The sequence below is a fragment of the Stenotrophomonas maltophilia group sp. RY12688 genome, from assembly GCF_052149045.1.
GTDB lineage: Bacteria > Pseudomonadota > Gammaproteobacteria > Xanthomonadales > Xanthomonadaceae > Stenotrophomonas > Stenotrophomonas sepilia.
Genome location: NZ_CP197389.1, coordinates 859,573 through 880,525 on the forward strand (window position 1 = coordinate 859,573; position 20,953 = coordinate 880,525).

Annotated in this window: 18 protein-coding genes; 13 read left to right on the forward strand and 5 right to left on the reverse strand. The window is 66.7% G+C overall.

All coding sequences use genetic code 11. The annotated features are described in order from the left end of the window. Positions 1-257 precede the first annotated feature (257 nt). Together yczE and ACS0OT_RS03925 are read right to left on the reverse strand one after the other, a co-directional pair. A complete protein-coding gene (gene yczE, locus ACS0OT_RS03920) occupies positions 258-890 on the reverse strand; it encodes a membrane protein YczE (RefSeq protein WP_005415435.1) in 633 nt (210 codons plus the stop codon). 157 nt (positions 891-1,047) lie between these two features. Continuing rightward, positions 1,048-2,067, reverse strand: a complete 1,020-nt coding sequence (locus tag ACS0OT_RS03925; protein WP_053501218.1) for a zinc-binding alcohol dehydrogenase family protein — start codon at positions 2,065-2,067, stop codon at positions 1,048-1,050. Between the two features lie 357 nt (positions 2,068-2,424). Here ACS0OT_RS03925 and ACS0OT_RS03930 point away from each other — a divergent pair, with 357 nt between their 5' ends. The 4 genes from ACS0OT_RS03930 to ACS0OT_RS03945 all read left to right on the forward strand — a co-directional run bounded on the left by ACS0OT_RS03930 (position 2,425) and on the right by ACS0OT_RS03945 (position 5,488). Then, entirely contained in the window at positions 2,425-3,516 is a 1,092-nt protein-coding gene (locus ACS0OT_RS03930) for an OmpA family protein (RefSeq protein WP_005415437.1), read from the forward strand. Positions 3,517-3,734: 218 nt separating this feature from the next. Next, complete coding sequence (locus tag ACS0OT_RS03935) at positions 3,735-4,241, forward strand: hypothetical protein (RefSeq protein WP_005408235.1); 507 nt, start codon at positions 3,735-3,737, stop codon at positions 4,239-4,241. A gap of 20 nt (positions 4,242-4,261) precedes the next feature. Beyond that, positions 4,262-5,068: a pseudouridine synthase gene (locus tag ACS0OT_RS03940; RefSeq protein WP_065179528.1), complete on the forward strand. Its 807-nt coding sequence runs from the start codon at positions 4,262-4,264 to the stop codon at positions 5,066-5,068. Positions 5,069-5,152: 84 nt separating this feature from the next. Next, complete coding sequence (locus tag ACS0OT_RS03945) at positions 5,153-5,488, forward strand: hypothetical protein (protein WP_164093296.1); 336 nt, start codon at positions 5,153-5,155, stop codon at positions 5,486-5,488. Positions 5,489-5,577: 89 nt separating this feature from the next. On the opposite strand, the gene kbl is transcribed toward ACS0OT_RS03945, so the two are convergent. Further along, on the reverse strand, positions 5,578-6,786 hold the full coding sequence (gene kbl, locus ACS0OT_RS03950) for a glycine C-acetyltransferase (protein ID WP_005415440.1): 1,209 nt from the start codon (positions 6,784-6,786) through the stop codon (positions 5,578-5,580). A 205-nt stretch (positions 6,787-6,991) separates the two neighbouring features. Here kbl and ACS0OT_RS03955 point away from each other — a divergent pair, with 205 nt between their 5' ends. Further along, positions 6,992-7,687 carry a TorF family putative porin gene (locus tag ACS0OT_RS03955; RefSeq protein WP_164093295.1) on the forward strand — a complete coding sequence of 232 codons (696 nt, stop codon included), beginning with the start codon at positions 6,992-6,994 and terminating at the stop codon, positions 7,685-7,687. Positions 7,688-7,867: 180 nt separating this feature from the next. Here ACS0OT_RS03955 and tdh read toward each other — a convergent pair whose 3' ends face one another. Continuing rightward, entirely contained in the window at positions 7,868-8,890 is a 1,023-nt protein-coding gene (tdh, locus tag ACS0OT_RS03960; protein WP_005415442.1) for an L-threonine 3-dehydrogenase, read from the reverse strand. A 399-nt stretch (positions 8,891-9,289) separates the two neighbouring features. On the opposite strand from tdh, the gene ACS0OT_RS03965 reads away from it, so the two are divergent. The 7 genes from ACS0OT_RS03965 (at position 9,290) to ACS0OT_RS03995 (ending at position 17,891) form a co-directional block, all read left to right on the forward strand. Beyond that, positions 9,290-11,452: a S46 family peptidase gene (locus ACS0OT_RS03965; protein WP_442256043.1), complete on the forward strand. Its 2,163-nt coding sequence runs from the start codon at positions 9,290-9,292 to the stop codon at positions 11,450-11,452. A 200-nt stretch (positions 11,453-11,652) separates the two neighbouring features. Beyond that, positions 11,653-12,297: a histidine phosphatase family protein gene (locus tag ACS0OT_RS03970; RefSeq protein WP_005415444.1), complete on the forward strand. Its 645-nt coding sequence runs from the start codon at positions 11,653-11,655 to the stop codon at positions 12,295-12,297. A 41-nt stretch (positions 12,298-12,338) separates the two neighbouring features. Then, positions 12,339-13,610 (forward strand): bifunctional tetrahydrofolate synthase/dihydrofolate synthase, encoded by a 1,272-nt coding sequence (gene folC / locus ACS0OT_RS03975; RefSeq protein WP_139726769.1) that lies wholly within the window; start codon positions 12,339-12,341, stop codon positions 13,608-13,610. Positions 13,611-13,690: 80 nt separating this feature from the next. Continuing rightward, positions 13,691-14,734 carry an SPOR domain-containing protein gene (locus ACS0OT_RS03980; RefSeq protein ID WP_069138935.1) on the forward strand — a complete coding sequence of 348 codons (1,044 nt, stop codon included), beginning with the start codon at positions 13,691-13,693 and terminating at the stop codon, positions 14,732-14,734. A 46-nt stretch (positions 14,735-14,780) separates the two neighbouring features. Next, positions 14,781-15,560: a CvpA family protein gene (locus ACS0OT_RS03985; RefSeq protein WP_065179521.1), complete on the forward strand. Its 780-nt coding sequence runs from the start codon at positions 14,781-14,783 to the stop codon at positions 15,558-15,560. Positions 15,561-15,590: 30 nt separating this feature from the next. Next, positions 15,591-17,057: an amidophosphoribosyltransferase gene (gene purF / locus ACS0OT_RS03990; RefSeq protein ID WP_065185785.1), complete on the forward strand. Its 1,467-nt coding sequence runs from the start codon at positions 15,591-15,593 to the stop codon at positions 17,055-17,057. A gap of 9 nt (positions 17,058-17,066) precedes the next feature. Next, entirely contained in the window at positions 17,067-17,891 is an 825-nt protein-coding gene (locus ACS0OT_RS03995; RefSeq protein ID WP_065179519.1) for a ferritin-like domain-containing protein, read from the forward strand. Between the two features lie 64 nt (positions 17,892-17,955). On the opposite strand, the gene ACS0OT_RS04000 is transcribed toward ACS0OT_RS03995, so the two are convergent. Next, positions 17,956-19,413, reverse strand: a complete 1,458-nt coding sequence (locus ACS0OT_RS04000; protein ID WP_442256044.1) for a DUF2235 domain-containing protein — start codon at positions 19,411-19,413, stop codon at positions 17,956-17,958. A 225-nt stretch (positions 19,414-19,638) separates the two neighbouring features. On the opposite strand from ACS0OT_RS04000, the gene ACS0OT_RS04005 reads away from it, so the two are divergent. Further along, entirely contained in the window at positions 19,639-20,892 is a 1,254-nt protein-coding gene (locus ACS0OT_RS04005; RefSeq protein ID WP_197598408.1) for a M12 family metallo-peptidase, read from the forward strand. Positions 20,893-20,953 lie beyond the last annotated feature (61 nt).

Below are 20,953 nucleotides of genomic sequence, written 5' to 3' on the forward strand. Positions count from 1 at the left end.
GCGTACGGAAGCGCGAAGCGTGCCGCGAAACGGCGGCCGGGGCAAGGGCCGCTTCTTTGGGAGGGCTGGCCGCTGTCTGACGGTTTGGTAGTGCCGGCCGCTGGCCGGGTGCGCTCGGCACATGCGTGCTGTCGCTCCCGCGTTTCGCTGCGCGAATCGCGGGCCCCACTCACCGGCCTCCAACCCCCCGCGCCTGCGGCGCTGCCCCCGAACTCCGGGGGCGGTAGTGCCGGCCGCTGGCCGGCATTCCGGTCAACTCAGGGCGATTGCGGTTGCCGGCCAGCGGCCGGCACTACCGGAGCAGGCCGACCGATCCCGAACCAGCCCAGCGTCACTCCGCACAGCGGCCCGATCAGCAGGGCGAAGGCGAGGGTGCCGAGGCCGACATTGCCGCCCAGGCACCAGCCCAGCAGCAGTACGCTGCCTTCGATCAGGCTGCGCACCTTCCAGATCGGCCAGCCGGTACGGGCATGCAGACCGGTCATCAGGCCATCGCGTGGCCCCGGGCCAAGGCGGGCACCGATGTACAGGCCGGTGGCCAGCGCCACCAGCAGCATGCCGGCACAGAACATCGCCACCTGCCAGCCAAGGCCGACGGCCGGCGGCAGCAGCCACAGCCCGAACTGTGCGGAGGGGCCGATCAGCATCACGTTGAGCACGGTGCCGAGGCCCGGCTTCTGCCGCAGGGGCCACCACAGCAGGAGCACCAATGCACCGATGGCATTGGTTGCCAGGCCGAATGACAGCGGCGTCTGCGCGGCGATGCCCTGCGACAGAACATCCCAGGGTGCCACGCCGATGGCGGCGCGGATCATCAGCGAGGCGCCGAAGCCGTACAGGAACAGGCCGGTGATCAATTGCAGCAGGCGCAAGGGCAGGGCGGTGGGCATGGCGGTCCGGGGGGGCGGGGATCTGTTTCCACCGTATCGCCGTTTCTGCGTCATCCATAGATACAGATGCCGGCCAATCCGCCGCTACAGGTAGCGTCGATCCCGCGTAGAGGCTGTGGTGTAGAGCCGAGCCCCTGATCGGCTCCGCACCGCGGCGTCAGTCGTCCCAGCCGACCAGCGCCAGCTTGCCCACCGTGCGCCCGCTGGCCAGGCGCTGATGCGCGATGTCCAGGTTGGCCGCATTGATCGTGCCCAGCGTCTCATTGAGCGTACCGCGCAGCTGGCCGGCATCGATCATGCTGGCCGCACGGCTGAGGATGCGGTGCTGTTCGATGCAGTCGGCGGTGGCGAAGCGCGAACGCGCGAACATGAATTCCCAGTGGATGCCGATGCATTTGGCCTTGTAGGGATCGCCGATGCGCAGTGCACCCCGCGGCTCGACGATCAGGCCGACGTGGCCCTGCGGTGCCAGCAGCTGGCCTAGTTCATCCCAGTAGTGGTCGGTGTCGGCCAGATTGAGCGCGACCTGCACCGCATCGATGCCCAGCGCCTGCAACTGGGGCTGCAGTGGCTGCCGATGGTCGATCACATGCGCGGCCCCCATCTGTCGGCACCAGTCGATCGAGGCCTCGCGCGAGGCGGTGGCGATCACCTCGAAACCGGCATGGCGCGCCAGCTGGATCGCCATCGAGCCGACGCCGCCGGCGCCGCCGATCACCAGCAGGTGCTGGCCCACGTGACGGCGGCCATCGAGCTGCAGCGGCATGCGCTGGAACAGCAGTTCCCAGGCTGTGAGAGTGGTCAGCGGCAGCGCGGCCGCTTCAGCGAAATCGAGCGTGGTCGGCTTGCGGGCGACCAGGCGCTCATCAACCCACTGGTACTGGGCGTTGCAGCCCGGTCGGGTCACGTCACCGGCGAAGTAGACCTCGTCACCGGAGGCGAACAGGCTGGCCTCGTCACCGATGGCTTCGACCACGCCGGCTGCGTCCCAGCCGAGCACCCGGGGAACCTCAAGGGTGGCTGGATCGGTGGCGGCCCGCTGCTTGCCATCGACGGGGTTGACCGAAACCGCTTCGATCCGCACCAGCAGATCGCGGCCGCGAGGAGGCAGCGGCGGTGGCAGGAGGACATCACGCAGGGCGGGCGCGTATTCACGACTCAGGGCGACGGCTTTCATCACGACTCCGGCTGGGTTCGTGATCCCATCATAAGGTTCCTCACGTTTCCTCAGACGCGCTGAACCGTGTGATGCAGCACGTTGCGCAATATGTCGCTTCTCGCACCTAAACCCCGTCAAACCCTTGCAGCGTGTGGGTCTTGCGGATTTTCATCATCCTGTATAGGGTTTCAACGTCGGACCGGTGGACGGTCGGGCGCAACACTTCACATGTTACGGGACTGTTAACATGGCCTTCACCCGCCTGAGCATAATGTTCGCGGCGGTGGCGTGCTGAATCGGCTGTCGAACATCGACGCACTAGTGCTGGCCCATGCCTCTACCGGTTTCATACCCCCGAAATAGGAGCTGTATTCAATGAACAAGAAGATCCTTACTGCCGCGCTGCTGGGCGGCCTGGCTTTCGCCCAGGCAGCTTCTGCGCAGGAGTTCGATGACCGCTGGTACCTGACCGGTTCGGCCGGCTTCAACTTCCAGGACAGCGACCGTCTGACCAATGACGCTCCGTTCGTGACCCTGGGCCTGGGTAAGTTCATCAGCCCGAACTGGTCGCTGGACGGTGAGCTGAACTACCAGAACCCGAACTTCGACAGCAACCAGGACCTGAACTGGTCGCAGTACGGCATCTCGCTGGACCTGCGTCGCCACTTCATCAAGGAAGGCCGCGGCTGGAACCCGTACATCGTCGGTGGCCTGGGCTACCAGAAGTCGGAAGAAGAGTACGCTGCGCTCGACAACAACGGCCCGCGCCAGCGTAAGGACGGCAATGTTGCTGCCAAGCTGGGCGTCGGCCTGCAGACCACCTTCGACAAGCGCGTTGCTGTCCGCGCCGAAGTGGCCTACCGCGCTGACTTCGACGACCAGAGCATCGCCGCACGTGACGAAAGCTGGTTCGGCGACGTGCTGGCTTCGGTCGGCGTCGTGATCCCGCTGGGCCCGGCTCCGGTCGCGGCTGCTCCGGCTCCGGCTCCGGTTGCCCCGAGCTGCGCCGACCTGGACGACGACGGTGACGGCGTCAACAACTGCGACGACAAGTGCCCGAACTCGCAGCCGGGTCAGACCATCGGTCCGGACGGTTGCCCGGTTCCGGTCTCCATCGACCTGAAGGGCGTCAACTTCGACTTCGACAAGTCGAACCTGCGTCCGGACGCCGTGGCGATCCTGAGCGAAGCCACCGAGATCCTGAAGCGTTACCCGGATCTGCGCGTTGAAGTTGCCGGTCACACCGACTCGAAGGGTACCGACGCTTACAACCAGAAGCTGTCGGAGCGTCGTGCTACCGCCGTGTACAACTACCTGACCAAGAACGGCGTTGACGCCGGTCGCCTGGTCGGCCCGATCGGCTACGGCGAGAGCCGTCCGATTGCTCCGAACACCAACCCGGATGGTTCGGACAACCCGGAAGGTCGCGCCAAGAACCGTCGTACCGAGCTGAACGTCCAGAACTAAGTTCTGACGCTCTGCCCGTAGGACACAGCAGGACCCGGCTTCGGCCGGGTCTTGTTGTTTCTGCGGGCAGGACGCTCGCCTGTGACGCGGCAAGGCAACCGTTCGTCGGTCTTTTGTCCGTAAAACCAATAAGTTGTCGTATTCATTGAAAGTGGTGCTTGAAAGCTGACGCGGCATTGCTAAACTCGCCGCGTCACTTCCTTCCGTGGATGCCCCTCATGCTGCGCTCTGCATCGGCCGCCGTCCTGGCGCTGGCCCTGGTTCCCGCCGCCCACGCTGCGGTCGATTGCTCGGTTAACACCAGCGCCTCGCCGCTGCCGTTGCCGGCCACGACCATCGCGCCAGTGGCCGACGAGCTGTACATCCGTGGCAACCAGCTGGGCATGCCGGCCGGTGTGCTGAGCAGCAACTACGATCCGTCGCAGTCGCTGGACCAGGTGCTGCAGCGCCTGCGCATCGACGGCTGCCAGAACATCGCCAAGGCCATTCCGAGCGCACCGGCGGTGAAGCCGAACGATCCGGCGGCCTACAAGCCGCAGACCGAATTCGACAACACGCCCTGGCGCTTCGACATGAGCCAGAACGGCAAGCGCATGACCGCCGAAGAGTTCGACGCCTGGATGAAGGCGCGCGGCGTTCGCGTGGTCAAGGCGCGTCCGGCTCCGGCCGCCACTCCGGCCCCGGCCGAAGCACCGGCTGAGACCAAGCCGGTCGACAAGAAGTAAGCGCCGCGGGGAGCAGAGGCTTGCGCACGCGCCGCCCACCTGCCGCCCCCGCCTCCCGCTCCCGCGCACCGCGTGGGCGTGCGACTCCGAATGTCTCCAGTGGCGTGCGCCATGGCCTGGCGCGCGTGCTGTCCAAGGCGGGTGTGTGCTCGCGCAGCGAGGCCGCGCGCTGGATTGCCGAGGGCCGCGTACGCGTGTCCGGCCGCATCGTTCGTGATCCCGAGTTCCCGATTGCCAGTCCGCCCCCGCCGATCGAGGTCGACGGCCAGCCGATGGGGGCGCCGCAGCGCCTGTACCTGATGCTCAACAAGCCGCGCGGGGTGGTCACCACGGCGCAGGACGAGCGTGGTCGCGACACCGTGTATCGCTGCTTCGATGGTGCCGGCCTGCCGTGGATCGCGCCGGTCGGGCGCCTGGACAAGGCCAGCGAAGGCTTGCTGTTGTTCAGCAATGATCCGCAGTGGGCGGCGCACCTGACCGATCCGGAGACCGGCCCGCAGAAAACCTATCACGTGCAGGTGGATCGTCTGCCCGATGAGGACACCCTGGCCGCGCTGCGCGCCGGTGTCGAAGACGCGGGCGAGCTCCTCGCCGCCCGTGCCGTGCGCGTACTGCGCAGTGGCGACAAGACCGCATGGCTGGAGGTGGTCCTCGACGAGGGCCGCAACCGCCATATCCGCCGCCTGTTGGCGGCCTTCGACCTGCAGGTGCTGCGCCTGGTCCGGGTCGCGATCGGTGGGCTGGTGCTCGGCGATCTCGGCAAGGGCCAGTGGCGGGTTCTGCAGGTCAGCGACCAGCAGCGGCTGGGGGCCGCTGCACCGGGCTGATCATCGCCCGTGGCCGGCAGTTGCCGGCCGCCGTTCCAGGCGTAGGGGGCGCCTGGCTGTCGACATTCCCGAACGGAGCCTGCCATGTACCACCCGACCCTCAATCAAACCCTGCGCTGTGCAGGCCTGCTGCTGCCGATGGTGCTGCTGGCCGCCTGCGGCGGCCACAAGAAGGTGGCCAAGGCGGAAACGCCTGCCGAGACCCCGGTGGTGGAAGTGAAGACCCCGGAGCTGGATGGTCGCGGCAGTTACCGCTTCCTGATGAGCAACGGTGACAAGAAGATGACCGCCGATGAGTTCGATGCCTGGATGAAGGCCAACGGCATCCGCATTGCCAAGGGCAATGGCCAGGACGCTGCCGCCAAGCCGGTAGTGGTGGCCAGCAAGGAAGAGCCGAAGGGCAAGAAGAAAAAGAAGTGACGCCAGTGGGTGCCGACCTCGGTCGGCACGCTTTGACCGTGCGGGGTCAGAACCCTTTCCTGCGGAAAGGGATCCGACCCCGGCCGTGATCAGCCCTTGACCACGCCCAGTTCGACACCGATGCGGGTGAACGCATCAATCGCCCGGTCCAGGTGCTCGCGGCTGTGCGCGGCGCTGATCTGGGTACGGATGCGGGCCTGGCCCTTGGGCACCACCGGGAAGAAGAAGCCGATCGCGTAGATGCCTTCTTCCAGCAGGCGCTCGGCGAACTTCTGCGCCAACGGTGCGTCATACAGCATCACCGGGCTGATCGGATGCACGCCCGGCTTCACGTCGAAACCGGCGGCGGTCATCTTCTCGCGGAAGTAGGCGGTGTTCTCGGCCAGGGTGCTGCGCAGGTCGTCAGCGGCAGCCAGCATTTCGAACGCCTTGATGCCGGCGGCCACCACGTGCGGCGGCAGCGAGTTGGAGAACAGGTACGGGCGCGAGCGCTGGCGCAGCAGTTCGATCACCTCGGCGCTGGCGCAGGTGAAGCCGCCCAGTGCGCCGCCCATGGCCTTGCCCAGAGTGCCGGTGATGATGTCGATCTTCTCCAGCACCCCCTTCACTTCGGCCGAGCCGCGGCCGGTGGCGCCAAGGAAGCCGGTGGCGTGGCATTCGTCGATGTGCACCAGGGCGTTGTACTTCTTTGCCAGCGCGGTGATCTCGTCCAGCGGCGCGATGAAGCCATCCATCGAGAAAACGCCGTCGGTGGTGATCAGCTTGGTCTTGCAGCCGGCGGCATCGGCGGCCTGCAGCTGGGCTTCCAGATCGGCCATGTCACAGTTGGCGTAGCGGAAGCGCTTGGCCTTGCACAGGCGCACGCCGTCGATGATCGAAGCATGGTTCAGTGCATCGGAAATGATCGCGTCGTTCTCGCCAAGCAGCGGCTCGAACAGGCCGCCGTTGGCGTCGAAGCAGGCCGCGTACAGGATGGTGTCCTGCTTGCCGAAGAAGTCGGCGATCTGCTTTTCCAGCTGCTTGTGCAGGTCCTGCGTGCCGCAGATGAAGCGCACCGAGGCCATGCCGAAGCCGTGGGTATCCAGCGCATCCTTGGCGGCCTGGATCAGGTCCGGGTGATCGGCCAGGCCCAGGTAGTTGTTGGCGCAGAAGTTCAGCACCTTGCGGCCATCGTCGAGAGTGATCTCGGCAGACTGCGGGCTGGTGATGATCCGCTCGGACTTGAACAGGCCCTGGGCGCGGATGGCGTCCAGTTCCTCGGCGTAGTGGCGGGTCAGGGCGGAGGAGGCGTCGGTCATGGCGTGGGCGCGGCTCTGAACGGGAAACCGCTGATTCTACCGGGCATCGCCGCTTGCCGACCGGCCCGGGCGGGGCATCGCCACGGCCGGCACATGTTGCATCGCAATAGCAAAGTGGTTAAAAATTCGTGAACCGGAGCTGTCCCGTTCCGGCCGATACGCCCGCCCTCGGCCTTCCACGCCACCGCCCCCACCGGAGACGCTCATGAAGCACGCCCGTGCCTGCCTCGCCATTGCCGCTGCCTTGACCCTGGCTGCCCCGTTCGCCGCCAGTGCCCAGGAAAACGAATCGCCGTACAGCTGGAACGTCACCGCCGTGTCGGACTACCTGTTCCGTGGTGTCTCGCAGACCGACGAAAAGCCGACCCTGCAGGCCGGTTTCACCTACACCTCGCCGGTAGGCCTGTATGCCGGTGTCTGGGGGTCGGGCGTGGACTTTGGTCCGGGCGACCCGAACACCGAGGTCGACTACCAGATCGGTTACGGCGTGGACGTCACCCCGCGCGTCAACTTCGATGTGCTGCTGAACCGCTATACCTACATCGGTGCCAGCAACCAGAACTACAACGAGCTGGTGACCACCACCACGCTGGATGAGACCTACAAGCTGACGGTGGCCTACACCAACGATGTCTGGAACAGCAGCACCGATGGCTGGTACTTCGGCATGGGCGGCAGCTGGGGCCTGCCGAAGGACTTCACCCTGAATGCCAACGTCGGCCGCAGCACCTTCGAGGACGGCATCGCCAAGGACTACACCGACTGGAACGTCGGCGTCGAACGCCAGTTCGGCCTGTTCAACGTCGGCCTCGGCTACTACGGCACCGACGGCAACGGCCGCGACAACTCCGGCAAGCTGGCACACAGCCGCGTGCTGCTGACCGTGGCCGTCGGCAAGTAACCCTTGCTTCGGTAGGTGCCAGGCTTGCCTGGCACGCATTGCGAAAAAGGCGCCCATCGGGCGCCTTTTTCAATTCCGCAGTGTTCTTGATCCCATCTGGGGAAGAGCCCCCTTGTTGTTCAAGGGGGCGCGCCAAAGGCGCGGGGATAAGGAAACATGCGGGGGAATTGACCCTTCGGGTCAATTCCAGCTGAGCACGACCTTGCCGGCCTTGCCTTCTTCCATCAGGTCGAAACCCTTCTGGAAGTCGTCGATCGGCAGCTGGTGGGTCATCACCTTGCCGAGCGGGAAGCCGGACAGCACCAGCTGGGTCATCTTGTACCAGGTCTCGTACATCTTGCGGCCGTAGATGCCCTGCACGGTCAGGCCCTTGAAGATGATCTTGTCCCAGTCGCAGCCGGCACCCTTGGGCATGATGCCCAGCATGGCGATCTTGCCACCGTGGTACATGCAGTCGAGCATGTCGTTGAACGCACGAGGGTTGCCGCTCATTTCCAGGCCCACATCGAAGCCCTCCATGTGCAGTTCCTTCATCACGTCCTTCAGCGACTGGTTGGCGACGTTGACCACCCGGGTGGCGCCCATGTCGGCGGCCAGCTTCAGGCGGAAGTCGTTGACGTCGGTCACCACCACGTTGCGCGCACCGATGTGCTTGCAGATGCCGGCAGCGATGATGCCGATCGGGCCCGCGCCGGTGATCAGCACGTCCTCACCGATCACGTCGAATTCCAGTGCGCAGTGCGCTGCGTTGCCGTACGGGTCGAAGAACGCGGCCAGCTCCGACGGGATCTGGTCCGGGATCGGCCACAGGTTGCTGGCCGGCATCACCATGTATTCGGCAAAGGCACCATTGACGTTGACGCCGATGCCGACGGTGTTCGGGCACAGGTGCGGGCGGCCGCCGCGGCAGTTGCGGCAGTGGCCGCAGACGATGTGGCCTTCGGCCGAGACGCGCTGGCCGATCTCGTAGCCGGTCACGCCCGGGCCGATTTCGGCAATGCGGCCGACAAATTCATGGCCGATGGTCAGGCCCGGCTTGATCGTGCGCTGGCTCCACTCGTCCCACAGGTAGATGTGCAGGTCGGTACCGCAGATCGCGGTCTTCTCGAGCTTGATCAACACCTGGTTGGGGCCCGGAGTCGGCACCGGAACCTCTTCCATCCAGATGCCCTTGGCTGCTTCGCGCTTGACCAGGGCCTTCATCGTTTGCTGCGCCATCGGGGTGGAACTCATCAGGGGGAAAGCGCGGATTATAGGGTGCCGCGCGGATTTCCCATGTTGCGCTGCGGGTGCTTTGGCGGAACGAAAGGCGTGCGCCGACGGGCGTTTCGAACGTGCTGCAAACAGCAGCGCCTCCTTGATTCCGGGGGAGGGGGCGTGGTCACCCTGGCCGGGACACGCAAAAGCCCATCCATGTTGCTCGATGGCGCCATCCATGGCGCCAACGGTCCCGGCCAGGGTGACCACGCCCCCTCTGGACGATTCCATGTGCGCGGCCGACGTGCGCATGGCAGAGCAAGAAGTAGGCCCATGACTTCCGGGGTTCGGGCCGGGGCAGGGCAGCGGGCTACAATCGAGGGTTCCACTACCAGGGGCCGCTCCATGCGCTCGAACCTGCTTGCATTCTCCATCGTCGCCAGCCTTGGGCTGGTCCAGGTCGCCCACGCCGCAGAAGGCATGTGGGTGCCGCAGCAGCTGCCGGAAATCGCCGGGCCGCTGCAGAAGGCCGGCCTGAAGCTGTCCCCGGAGCAGCTGGCCAACCTGACCGGTGACCCGATGGGTGCGGTGGTTGCGCTGGGGGGCTGCACCGCCAGCTTCGTCTCGCCGCAGGGCCTGGTGGTCACCAACCACCACTGCGCGTATGGCGCCATCCAGCTCAATTCGACCGCGCAGAAGAACCTGATCAAGGACGGCTTCAACGCACCGACCCTGAAGGATGAACTGAGCGCCGGCCCGAACGCCCGCGTGTTCGTGCTCGACCAGATCACCGACGTCACCGCCCAGGCCAAGGCCGCCATCGCCGCCGCAGGCAACGACCCGCTGGCCCGCAGTCGCGCGCTGGACGCCTTCGACAAGGCCCAGGTTGCCGCCTGTGAAGCCGATGCCGGCTTCCGCTGCCGCCTGTACAGCTTCTCCGGCGGCAACACCTATCGCCTGTTCCGCAACATGGAAATCAAGGACGTGCGCCTGGTCTACGCGCCCCCGGGCAGCGTCGGCAAGTTCGGCGGCGACGTCGACAACTGGATGTGGCCGCGCCACACCGGCGATTTCTCGTTCTACCGCGCCTACGTCGGCAAGGATGGCAAGCCGGCCGCCTTCGCCGCCGACAACGTGCCGTACCAGCCCAAGCACTTCCTGAAGTTCGCCGACCAGCCGCTGGGCGCCGACGACTTCGTGATGGTGGCCGGCTACCCGGGCCGCACCAACCGCTATGCGCTGGCCGGTGAGTTCAACGAAACCGCCAGCTTCACCTACCCGACCATCGCCAAGCACTACAACGCCGTGCTCAAGATGATCGCCGACGCCGGCAAGGCCGACGCCGACGTCAAGGTGAAGTACGCCGCCACCGCCGCCAGCATGAACAACGTGGCCAAGAACTACCTGGGCCAGCTGGAGGGCTTCAAGCGCATCGATGCCGCCGGCCAGAAACAGGCGGAAGAAGCCGCCGTGCTGGCGTGGCTGAAGAAGCAGGGCGCTGCCGGCAAGCCGGCGCTGGCCGCACATGCGCAGCTGGTCAAGCATCTGGATACCAGCAAGTCGACCCGCGAACGCGACCTGTTCGTTGGTCAGTTCAACAACACCTCGGCCGTTGGTGCGGCAATCACCCTGTACCGCCTGTCGATCGAGCGCAGCAAACCGGATGCCGAGCGCGAAGCCGGTTACCAGGAACGCGACCTGACCACCATTGAAGGTGGCCTGAAGCAGATGGACCGCCGCTATGTGGCGAAGATGGACCAGCAGCTGCAGGCCTACTGGCTGGAGCAGTACGTGGCCCTGCCGGCCGCGCAGCGCGACAATGAAGTGCTGAACAAGTGGCTGGCCGGTAGCGATGCCAACGCAGTCAAGGCGCTGGTGGGCAAGCTGTCGGGCACCGAGCTCGGCAGCCTGGACGCACGCCTGAAATGGTTCAAGGCCGACCGTGCCGCATTCGAAGCCAGCAGCGATCCGGCCATCCAGTACGCCGTGGCTGTCATGCCGGCAGTGCTGAAGCAGGAAGAGCAGAAGAAGATCCGCGAAGGTGAATCGCTGACCGCGCGTCCGCTGTACCTGCAGGCCGTGGCCGACTACAAGAAGAGCCAGGGCGAGTTCGTCTACCCGGACGCCAACCTGTCGCTGCGCATCACCTTCGGCAACGTCATGGGCTACGGCAAGGACGGCGTGAAGTACACCCCGTTCACCACCCTGGAAGGCGTGGCGGCGAAGGAAACCGGTGAAGATCCGTTCGATTCGCCGAAGGCGCTGCTCGACGCGGTCAAGGCCAAGCGTTATGGCGGCCTGGAAGACAAGCGCATCGGCTCGGTGCCGGTGAACTTCCTGTCCAACCTGGACATCACCGGCGGCAACTCGGGTTCGCCGGTGCTGGACGCCAACGGCAGGCTGGTCGGCCTGGCATTCGACGGCAACTGGGAATCGGTCAGCTCCAACTGGGTGTTCGACCCGGTGATGACCCGCATGATCGCCGTCGACAGCCGCTACATGCAGTGGATCATGCAGGAAGTGGCGCCGGCGCCGCAGCTGCTGAAGGAACTGAATCTGGCGAAATAAACCGGTTGCGGTAGTGCCGGCCGCTGGCCGGCAAACCCGACCCGATGGCCGGGAATTCCGAAACCCCGCGACCCACGTCGCGGGGTTTTTTCATGCCCGCCCCGACCCGGCGCGCCGAACAGGTATCATCCGTGTTCCGCGCACTTCACAGGATGTGAACGAAACGCGGGAACCTCCTCCCCCCAGGACCCCTTGCACGCATGCGCATCCTGCTTGCCCGCCACGGTGAAACGCCGTGGAACGCCGAAGGCCGCTATCAGGGCCAGATCGACATCCCGCTGTCGCCGATCGGCGAAGCCCAGGCCCAGGCACTGGGTGCCCGCCTGGCCTCGGTCGACATCACCCGTGCCGTCGCCTCGCCGCTGTCGCGCGCGCAGCGCACCGCGCAGCTGGCGCTTGGCGCCGCCCGTGCCGACATGCTGCTGACCGAGCCGGAACTGCAGGAAATCGCCCACGGCGAATGGGAAGGGCTGCTGGCCAGCGAGATCCACGAGAAGGATCCGTCGCGCCTGCAGGCCTGGCGCGAGGAGCCGGATACCGTGCTGATGCCCGGCGGCGAATCGCTGCGCCTGGTGCTGGAGCGCAGCTGGCGCGGCCTGGCCCGCGCCACCGACGGCCTCGGCGAGCACGACACCCTGCTGGTGGTTGCCCATGACGCGGTGAACCGCGTGATCCTGTGCAAGGTGCTGGGCCTGCCGATCTCCCGCCTGTGGACCTTCCGCCAGGCACCGACCACGCTCAACCTGCTCGAAGGCGCCGACCTTGACAGCCTGGAAGTGGTGCGCCTGAACGACTGCGCCCACCACACGCCGTTCTTCGGCGAAGCCAAGCACCGCGCACTCTGATCGATCCCCTCGCACCAACTGCTTCTGCTGGAACCGCTGCCGTGACGAACACCCCGACCACCCTGGCCGACTGGCTGGACTACATTGAACGCCAGCATCCGGCGAGCATCGACATGGGCCTGGAGCGCGTGCGCGCCGTGGCCACGGCGATGGGCCTGGGGGCGCCGGCCAAGCGCACCATCGTGGTCGGTGGCACCAACGGCAAGGGCTCCACCGTGGCCTTGATCGAAGCCATTGCACGTGCCGCCGGCTGGAAGGTCGGCGCGTACACCTCGCCGCACCTGCTGCGCTACAACGAGCGCGTGCGCATCGACGGCCAGGACGTGGACGATGCCGCGCTGGTCGCTGCGTTCAGTGCGGTCGAGGCCGCGCGTGGCGAGACCACGCTGACCTATTTCGAGTACGGCACGCTGGCTGCGCTGCAGCTGTTCGCCGACGCCGGGCTGGACCTGGCGGTGCTGGAAGTGGGCCTGGGCGGCCGCCTGGATGCGGTCAACATCGTCGATGCCGACGTGGCGGTGATCACCACCGTGGACATCGACCACGCCGAATGGCTGGGCGAGGACCGCGAGGCGATCGGCACCGAGAAGGCCGGCATCATCCGCGGCTGGAAGCCGGTGATCCTGGGCGAGACCGACCCGCCCTCGAGCGTGCTCGCGCGTGCCTACCTGGTCGGTGCCAACGCGATCCGCGGCGGCAGCGATTACTTCTACGAGCCGATCGACGCCCAGCGCTGGCGCTGGCGCGACGTCGGCCTGCGCATGGAGCTGCCGACCCCGGCGCTGGCCGGCCCGATCCAGCTGGCCAATGCCGGTGCGGCCATCGCCGCGCTGCGCGCGCTGGACAAGCCGGTGCCGCGCGCGGCGTGGGCCGCCGGTATCGCGGCGGCGCGCATTCCGGGCCGCCTGCAGGCGTTCGAGCGTGGCGGTGTGCAGATCCGCGTCGACGTCGGGCATAACCCGCAGGCGGCGGGCCAGCTGGCGCGCGCGCTGAAGGCCGAGGCGTCGGCCGGGCGCACCTTGGCGGTGTATGCCGCATTGCAGGACAAGGACGCGGCGGGTGTGGTGCAGGCATTGCAGGGCGTGGTTGGCGAGTGGACCCTTGCCGGCCTGGACGGCCCGCGTGGCCAGAGTGCCGCCCAGTTGCAGGCGCGCCTGGCCGAGACCGCTGCTGGCAGCGCGCAGCTGGCCGCTTCGGTCGAACAGGCGCTGGCGCAGGTACTGGCCCGGGCCGAGCGCGGTGACCGCGTACTGGTGTTTGGCTCCTTCCATACCGCTGCCGCCGCGTTGCAGTGGTTGCAGGGCAGCGCCTGAGCCACGTTCAGCCAATCCCGACGCCGTCCGGTCCGGCACCCGTATAATCGACCGCAACCTCCGGACAGTTGCCGCCTCACGTGGATACGCCTCTGAAACAGCGTCTGATTGGTGCCATCGTGCTGGTTGCACTGGCCGTGATTTTCCTGCCGATGCTGGTCAAGGGGCCTGCACCGGACAGCGGCGTGGCCTCGGTGCCGATCGCCGCGCCGGATGCACCGGCCGATGGCCAGTTCGAAACCCGTGAACTGCCGCTGGTGGCCCCGGCCGGTGGGGCTACCGGCCTGCAGACCGGGCAGGCCAAGCCGCTGCAGGAGGCCGCCACGCCGGCCACGCCGCCGACCGTGGACACGTCCCCGGCGGTTGCCGCTGGCAACTACGCCGTCACTTTCGGCGCATACGGCAGCAAGGCCGACGCCGATGCCGTGATCGCCTACCTGCAGCGCTCGCAGCTGCCGGGCTTCGCAGAAGCGACTACCATCAACGGCCGTCAGGCATGGCGTGTGCGCGTGGGGCCGTATGCCGACCGTGCACAGGCCGAGGCGGCCCGGCTGCAGGCGGTGAAGATCCGCGCCGATGTGAAGGCCGAAGTGATCACTCTGGATGCCGCTACGGGCAGCAGCGCCCCGGTGGCAGCTACCCCGGCACCGGCTACGCCAAGCGCCAGTACCCCGTCCGCAGCCACCTCGCCGTCCGCCAGCAGCAACCCGGTGCGTAGCGAAAGCCTGCCGCCGAGTACGCCGACTGCGACGGCCACTCCGGCGGCCAAGCCCGAGCCGCCGAAGCCGGCGCCGAAGCCCGAAACCCCGAAGCCCGAGCCGAAGCCGGAGGCCACCGCCAGCAAGCCGGCGACGGCACCGGCCACGCCGGCTGCACCGGCGGCCAGCGGCGTCGGCTTCGCCGTGCAGCTGGGCGCGTTCGGCCAGGCCAGCGATGCCAATGCGCTGCGTGACAAGGTCCGTGCTGCCGGCTTCAGCGCCTTCGTCGAGCAGGTGCGTACCGAAAAGGGCACCCTGCATCGCGTCCGTGTCGGACCGGTGGCCAACCGGGCTGACGCCGAACAGCTGAAGGCGCAGGTCGCCGCCAAGGTTGGCGTCGCCGGCATGGTCCGACCGCACCCATGACCGACGCGCAGGCCCGTTGCCAGCGCCGCCGAAGGAGCGGGGCGCCATGATCGACGTGGTGCTGCTGATCGTGATCGCCGCCTCGACCCTGCTCGGGATGCTGCGTGGCTTCGTGGGAATCGTCATCGGCACGTTGTCGTGGCTGCTGGCCGCGTGGGCGGCCTTCGCCTTCGGCAGCGATGCCGCGCGCTGGTGGGCGGCGCCCGCCGCACCTGGCGGCGAACATTTCGTCGGCGGCTACCTGGGCGTGGGCATTGGCGTGATGATCGTGGTCGCGGTGATCGGCATGGTCATCAAGGCGATGATCCACCGCAGCATGCTGACCAGCCTGGACCGGTTGCTGGGCGGTGTACTGGGTGCCGTGCGTGGTGGCCTGATCGCGGCGATCCTGGTGCTGCTGGCCGGCTTCACCCCGCTGGCTGCCGAGCCCTCCTGGAAGCGCTCGGCGGTTCGCCCGGTGCTGAATCCGGCCGTGACCTGGATGAACGGGAAGCTGCCGCGCTGGCAGGTACCGGGCGCCGATATGCTGCCCAAGGCCTTGCCGACCGACATGCTGTCCCCATCTGCATTGATGGAATTGGGGAAGAACGCAGGCGCCGGGTTGGGAAAGCCGGGCGCGGCAGGCGATAATGGCATCCTCAACCAGGTAGTGGCAGGCAGCGGATGGCTGCGGCCTGCGAAAGCGGAACAGGGCGATGCATACGATCCGGCCGAAGTGCGCCCGGACGCCCCAGCACTGCCGGACAGTATCGAGCCGGACGATCCGGCCAATGTCGACCGCAGGCGCGGCGACCACCGCGGCCAGGTACGGCCACCTTCCTTGTAACTGGGCACAGCCCAGCGGAGACCTCGCACCATGTGTGGCATCGTCGGAATCGTCGGCAACCAGAACGTCGCCGGGCAGTTGTATGACGGCTTGACCGTTCTCCAGCACCGCGGCCAGGACGCGGCAGGTATCGCCACCGCCAATGGCAGCCGCCTGCGGGTGCAGAAGGCCACCGGCCTGGTCCGCGATGTGTTCGACGCTCGCACCATGTCCACGCTGGAAGGCAGCGTCGGCATCGCGCACGTGCGCTATCCGACGGCAGGTTCGGAAGGCATGGACGAGGCACAGCCGTTCTACGTGAATTCACCGTACGGCATCGCGCTGGCCCACAACGGCAACCTGATCAACACCGAGGCGCTGCGCCAGCAGGTGTTCGAACAGGACCGGCGCAACGTCAACACCGATTCGGACAGCGAAGTGCTGTTGAACGTGTTTGCCTACGAACTGGAGCAGCAGCGCCAGCTCAGCCCGGAAGCCGCGATCCGCGCGGTGGCCGGCGTGCATCGCCGCTGCAAGGGCGGCTATGCAGTGGTCAGCGTGGTGCTGGGCCTGGGCCTGGTGGCCTTCCGCGACCCGCATGGCATCCGCCCGCTGGTGCTGGGCAAGCGCAGCCACGCAGAAGGCGAGGAGTACATCGTGGCGTCCGAGTCGGCCGCGCTGGACGTGCTGGGTTTCCAGCGCGTGCGTGACGTGCAGCCGGGCGAAGCGCTGGTGATCACCGCGCGCGGCGAGCTGTTCTCGGAAATCTGCGCCGAGCCGGCCGAGCACACCCCGTGCATCTTCGAATACGTGTACTTCGCGCGACCGGATTCGATGATCGACAACGTCTCGGTGCACAAGGCACGCATGCGCATGGGCATCAAGCTGGGCGAGAAGATCCTGCGCCTGCGCCCGGACCACGACATCGACACCATCATCCCGATCCCGGATACCTCGCGCGATGCCGCGCTGGAGATCTCCAATGTGCTCGGGGTGAAGTACCGCGAAGGCTTCATCAAGAACCGCTACATCGGCCGCACCTTCATCATGCCGGGGCAGGGTGAACGCGTGAAGTCGGTGCGCCGCAAGCTCAACCCGATCCACCTGGAGTTCCGCAACCGCGTGGTGCTGCTGGTGGACGATTCGATCGTGCGTGGCACCACCAGCCAGCAGATCGTGCAGATGGCCCGTGATGCCGGCGCGCGCAAGGTCTACCTGGCCAGCGCCGCGCCGCCGGTGCGTTACCCGAATATCTACGGCATCGACATGCCGGCGGCCGAAGAGCTGGTCGCGCACAACCGCACGGTGGAAGAGATCGAGGCCCACCTGGGCTGCGACTGGCTGATCTACCAGGACCTGGAAGACATGGAAGCGGCGGTGAGCGAAGGCAACCCGGCGCTGCGCAGCTTCGATTCGTCCTGCTTCAACGGCCACTACCCGACCGGTATCGAGCCGGGCTACTTCGAGCGCATCCAGCAGTTGCGTTCGGACGATGCCAAGCACAAGCGCCGCGCCTAAGGATCAGGCGTGGTGGATGTGCCCGACGTTGGTGGCGACCTGCTGCGCGCTGCGCAGCAGTGCCTGGCTGAAGCCGATCCGCTGCGCAAGGTCGCATTGACCCAGGCGTATGCGGCCGCGTTCCGTGCCGGCCGCCTGAAAGTGGCCGCGGATGCGCCGCCGCCGGATCCGATCTGCATGCCGGGTCGTCCGGGACGACTGGTGCTGGTGCATCCGCGCGAGGTGCCACGGCGTGGACTGGGTGGCGTGGAAGGGCGGGCTGCCTTCATCCACGCGATTGCCCATATCGAGCTCAACGCGATCGACCTGGCCTGGGACGCGGTGTACCGGTTCCGGGGCCTGCCGTCGGCGTTCCATGCTGATTGGGTCAGCTGTGCCGATGACGAATCGCGGCATTTCATGCTGCTGCGCGAGCGCCTGCAGGTGCATGGCCACGACTATGCGGATTTCCCCGCACACAACGGTCTGTGGGAAATGTGCGAAAAGACCGCGCATGACGGCCTGGCGCGCATGGCGCTGGTGCCGCGCGTGCTGGAAGCGCGTGGCCTGGACGTCACCCCGGGCATGATCGAGAAGCTGCGCAATGTCGGCGATGGCGAAACCGCCGATGTGCTGGAGGTGATCCTGCGTGAGGAAGTGGCGCATGTTGCCGCCGGTTCGCGCTGGTATCGCTGGTACTGCGACCGCGCCGGTGCCGAGCCGCGCACGCGTTTCAAGGAGCTGCTGGTGGAGTACGCCGGCGGCTACCTGCACGGGCCGTTCAACATGGAAGCGCGCCTGCTGGCCGGATTCGATGCGGACGAACTCGCCAACCTGGTCGAGCAGGCCGGTTGAAGAAAAGGGGACGGAGGGATCAAGTCGTTTGTGCCAAAACGACTTGATCCCTCCGTCCCCTTTTTCATGCGTTCGGCAGTACCACGCGCTTGCCATCCACCGTTGGCCGGTTGATGTAGAACAGGCCGGGGCCCGGCCGGTACGGCAGCTCGCTGACGCCGGCATCGGCGGCGTAGGTCAGTGCGGTGTCGCCCAGCGCGTCGAAGTTCCAGTGCGCCGACTGCATCAGGTAACGCCGCCGCAACAGCGCCTCCTGGGTTTGCGTCAGTGGCTGTCCGGCCACCAGTCGTCGTGCGATGGGTTGCAGGGCGGACGGCAGCTCCCAGCCGGGGACTGCGTTGGCATTGGCCGTCCATCGCACGCCGGCATCGATGGCATGCTGCTGCATCACCTGAAGCGCGATCAGCTGGTAGCGCCAGTCGATGCGCCGGCGCAACACCACGGCCGCCGTCACGTACAGCACCGGTGACAGCACTACGCTGCGGCTGCCGGCGCGACGCTGTTGCTGCCACTGGTGCCAGACATCCACCCAGACTTCCTTTTCGTCCAGGCCCAACTGCTGCCGCCAGCGCTCGGCGTCGGCCTGCGCCTCGGCGTAGGCCGTGGTCGCCTGCAGGATCGCCAGCGGTGGCGTCTGGTACTCGGCCACGCTCGGGCGGCGCAGCAGCTGCCGGCGCGGGCGACTGAGCAGCTTGGGCCCTTCTTCGAGCTGGTTGTAGCCGCCGCCGATGTTGGCGTGTACGCCGGGCAGGGCGATCTCGGTGAACGTTGGCGCCACGCTGGTCAATGGATAGTGCTGGCGATGCTCGTCACGCGCGCTCAGTTGCAGCACCTGCCTAGCAACGCCTGCATGCAGCGCGAGATGAGGTTGTTCGTCGGTGCGGCCACCGCTGACCGCAACCACCGTGTCGAACAGGCCGATGAAGCGCAGCGGCGGAGCGGCCGGGGCGAAGTCCGTTGTGCAGGAGAGGCCAGCGGCCTGCAATAGCTGCCGCCAGCGGGTGCGATCCCAGGCCTGCAACTGGTTGGCCACATCGCGCGCGGCGGCCGCACCCCGTGAAAAGCCGAACAGATCCAGCTGCACGCCACGCAGTGGTCGCTGCCAGCGTGCAGCGAGTGCACCCAGTGCCGCCGGCAGCAGCACCTGCAGCGCACGCTGCACTTTGGCGCGCACACCGCTGGCGCCAATGCCGAACGCCAGTCCGATCAGGTCGTCGTCGGCGTCATCGCGGGTACCGACACCTTCCACGTAGATCGACAGCGAGGGGGCCGCCGATGTCCCGCTGCGGCTGTCCGGGTACAGCTGCTGCAGGCGGGCGATGTTGGTCAGGCCATTGTCGTAGCTGCTGGTCAACCGGCTCTGGTAGGTCGAATCGTCATCCGCACGCAGCTGCGCCGGGCGCGGCTGCGGCAGCTGGGGCCTGCCACGGGCCAGGTTGTGTGCGTTGTTGCGGGTGCCATCGAAGAACAGCCCGATCCGCAGCAAGCCGACATCTTCGTCCGTGTCCTGCGATGGTGCCATGTGCATTCCCCGTCGTGGCTGCGTCACGGTAGCGCGAAAGCGGTGTATTCGCGACGTGTAGCAACGCTTTTGACCTTACTTAATCCAGATGCGGTCGATCACAAATCCTGATTTTCACTTCTCTCGCCTATTGAATTCACACGACCCGCGCAGGCCATATGACCAGACCCGGCAAACCGGGTCGTGCTGCATCAACGCTGTTCACATCATTCAAGGAGCGACGCAATGTTGTCCAGATCGATTGGCAAAGCGGCAGGTGGCCTGGTGTTGGGTTTGTCGGTGGCAGCGGCCGCGCATGCGGCACCGTTGTTCGAGCCGGTGACGGTCATCAGCCGCGCATCGGCAAACAGCGAGCCCGCACTGGGCAAGCTGCTGGCCACCCCGTCCACGGCGACGGTACAGGAAGTGCGTGTCGATGCAGCAGCCACTGCACAACCGCAGCTGGAATTCGAACTGCTCGGCCAGCGGGTGCAGGCGTTGCGCAGCAAGGTCGAAGCACTGCCCGATGGCGGCAGCATCTGGTACGGCCAGTTCCGTTCGCCCTCGGACAAGCTGACTGCGGCCACTTCCAACGGCCAGGACGACCCCGGCAATTCGCTGATCCTGGTGCGCTCGGGCGACACCGTCACCGGCTCGATCCGCAAGGATGGAAAGCTGTATCGCCTGCGCCCTTTGGGCAACCGCCACGTACTGGTGGAAGTGGATGAATCGCGGATGCCGGCCGACCATCCGGCCGACTACAACCAGCTGCCGAAGATCCCGATGGGCAACAACGATCGCATCGGCATCGCGCAGGCATCGTCCGGTACGCCGGCGACCATCCGTGTGCTGGTGGTGGCGACCAATGCCGCCGTCGCCGCCTATGGCGGCAACATGCAGTCGCTGGTGCAGCTGGCGGTGGCCGAATCCAACCAGGGCTACGGCAACAGCAACGTCGGCCTGACGCTGCAACTGGCCGGTTACGAGACCACCAGCTACAGCGAGTCTGGCAACTTCACCACCGACCTGTCGCGTTTCCGTGGCACCAGCGACGGCTACATGGACAGCATCCACACCAGCCGCAACACCACCGCGGCCGATGTCGGCGTGCTGCTGATCAACAACAGTGCCTACTGCGGCCTGGCCTCGGGGATTGGCTCGACCGCGTCGACGGCGTTTGCGGCGGTGTACTGGGATTGCGCGACCGGCTACTACTCATTCGCGCATGAGATCGGCCACCTGCAGAGCGCGCGGCATGACATCGCCACCGACCCGAGCACATCACCCTACGCCTATGGCCACGGCTACCGCTATGAGCCGTCCAGCGGCACCGGCTGGCGCACGATCATGGCCTATAACTGCACCCGCAGCTGCCCGCGCCTGAACTACTGGTCCAACCCGAACATCAGCTACAACGGCATCCCGATGGGCAATGCCAGTACCGCTGACAACCAGCGCGTGCTGGTCAACACCAAGGCCACCATCGCGGCCTTCCGCTGAGGCCAAGCGCCGACCAAGCGGCGGCGTCTACCCGGGCGCGTTCACCGGCTCGGGTAGATGC